Source organism: Streptomyces spiroverticillatus (assembly GCA_014650415.1).
Taxonomy (GTDB): Bacteria; Actinomycetota; Actinomycetes; order Streptomycetales; family Streptomycetaceae; genus Streptomyces; species Streptomyces spiroverticillatus.
Window position 1 is genome coordinate 1 of sequence record BMUX01000057.1, and the last position, 2051, is coordinate 2051.

The window sequence follows — 2051 nt, forward strand, 5'->3', positions numbered from 1 at the left end:
ATCCTCATTCTCGCTGGTCAGAGGCACTTTTCGTTTGCCTGATCACCCGTCGGACACCGGCCTTCATGAAAGCCCGAGGCTAAACGTTGTTGGGCAAGGGTGGGTGCGGGCAGTTGGTGGGCGGTTCTGGCCTGTGGGTTTTCATCCGGTGAGGGCGAGGTTGTGCTGGGTGGCGACGGCCTGCACGGCGTGGCCCGGTCCCTTCTGGCGGCAGTCGCGGAGGACCTTCCAGTTCTTCATCCGGGCGACGGCGTACTCGGCCCGGGTCCGCACCTTGTGGTGCGCGGCGTTGTGAATGTCCGAGCGTGATCAGTAGATTTTTGGTTGGAGGTCTGCGTGCCGAGTGATGTAGGTGAGTCGTGGCAGCGTGTTGTGTCCTGGCTGCGTGAGTATGCCCCGGTCAGTCACCGTGCTCTGGGGGAGGCGGCGAGCAAGGAAGAGATTGCCGCTGTCGAGGAGAAGATAGGTGTTCGGTTCCCGGAGGAGCTGCGTGCCTATCTGAAGGTCAACAACGGGACCGTCACCCGACTCTACGAGTCTAGCGGCCTGACGGGTTCCTGCCCGGAAGGTGAGTTTCTCGTCGGCGGATGGGCTCTGCTGCCTCTGTCGAGTATCGAGCGGCTGCATTGTCAGATGATGCCTGGTCCGAACGATGCTGAGGGCTATTGGAGAAAGGAGTGGATCCCTTTTGCTGCCGAGTCTTTTGCATGCGGTGAGATGTATGGCTTCTTCATTGACGGGAAGTCAGGTTCGGTGGGTCAGTGGAGTGACGGCGACGTAGAGACCATGGACCTCTTCCCGGACCTGTCAGAATTCTTCGCATCGGTTCTCGATGATCTGGAGCGAATCCTTGGTCAGGAGGAAACCAGTCAGTGGATCCAGGATGGCTGCATCACCCTCGGTTGAGGCACAAGGGGCAAGCCCCACGGATGCTCGGATGCAAGGGGCCGTCGCAACACCGTTTGGCTTTAGACAGTGTCCTATGTGGTGAGTCGGACGAGCCGCTTGTAGCAGCAGAGGGCTGCAGCAAGGCCGAGAAATGCCAGGTAGTTGGAGGGTTGGCGTTCGTAGCGGGGGCTGAGCCTGCGGTAGCCGGACAGCCACGACATGGTGCGCTCGATCACCCACCTTCGGCGCCCTAACCGTTCACTGGACTCGACGCCCTTGCGGGCGATGCGGACGCCGATGTGCTTGCCCCATAACCATTTCCGCAGGTGAGGCACGTCGTATGCCTTGTCCGCATGCAGTCGCTGGGGCTTGAAGTAGCGGCCGCGGTAGGGGTCGTGTCGCGTTTGGTGACCGGCGACCATGGGCTTCAGGGCGAGGCTGTCGTGGACGTTAGCGGCGGAGAGGCCGACGACCAGGGGCAGTCCGTTCGCGTCCGACAGGACGTGCATCTTGGAACCCGGCTTGCCCCGGTCCACGGGGCTCGGACCTGTGTGTTCGCCCCCTTTTTTGCCCGCACGTGCGCGGAGTCCAGCACAACGCGCGAGACATCGATGAGGCCGGCATCGTCGAGACGGTGCACCACTGCTTCATGGAGGCGGCCCCAGACACCGGCTCTCGACCAGATCATGAAACGACGGTGCACCGTTGACTTCGACACCCCGAAACATGGTGGCAAGGCCCGCCAGGAGCAGCCGCTGACCAGCACATAGACGATCGCCGCGAACAACGTCTCATCAGGCGTGTCCTGCGTCCCGCCACCCTGCGGCCGCACCCTTGACGGCGGGATGAGAGGCCTCGCGATCTCCCACAGCCCGTCCGGAACAATCCAACTCCACGTCCCCTGCCCCATGTTGGACAGTCCTACCCAGCCTCACCACATAGGACACTGTCTTACTGAGCGTTTTGCCCTGTGGAGTGTGTTTGGTCCCGGGTCAGGTGCCTCGCCAGTTGGGGGTGGCTTCGCCGGTGAGGCGTCGGGTCATGAGGTCGATCATCGCGAGGTGGATCATGGCTTCGGAACGGTGCGGGTGGGCTTCGTAGTCGCGGGCGAGTCGGCGGTGGTGCATGAGCCAGCCGATGCTGCGCTCGATGGTCCAGCGTCT

2 protein-coding genes and 2 pseudogenes are annotated in these 2051 nt (G+C 62.5%); 1 reads left to right on the forward strand and 3 read right to left on the reverse strand.

Going from position 1 to position 2051, the window contains the following annotated elements:
• Positions 1-141 precede the first annotated feature (141 nt).
• Positions 142-291: pseudogene (locus tag IE269_RS42600) on the reverse strand (IS5/IS1182 family transposase); the annotation flags it as partial.
• Positions 292-336: 45 nt separating this feature from the next.
• Here IE269_RS42600 and IE269_RS42605 point away from each other — a divergent pair.
• Positions 337-906, forward strand: a complete 570-nt coding sequence (locus IE269_RS42605; protein ID WP_229898641.1) for an SMI1/KNR4 family protein — start codon at positions 337-339, stop codon at positions 904-906.
• A 74-nt stretch (positions 907-980) separates the two neighbouring features.
• Here the strand turns inward: IE269_RS42605 and IE269_RS42610 are convergent.
• A protein-coding gene (locus IE269_RS42610) for an IS5 family transposase (protein ID WP_189828752.1) occupies positions 981-1798 on the reverse strand; the annotation gives its coding sequence in 2 pieces (ribosomal slippage) (positions 981-1459 and positions 1459-1798; 819 coding nt in all).
• Between the two features lie 82 nt (positions 1799-1880).
• Positions 1881-2051, reverse strand: a pseudogene (locus tag IE269_RS42615) (IS5 family transposase); the annotation flags it as partial.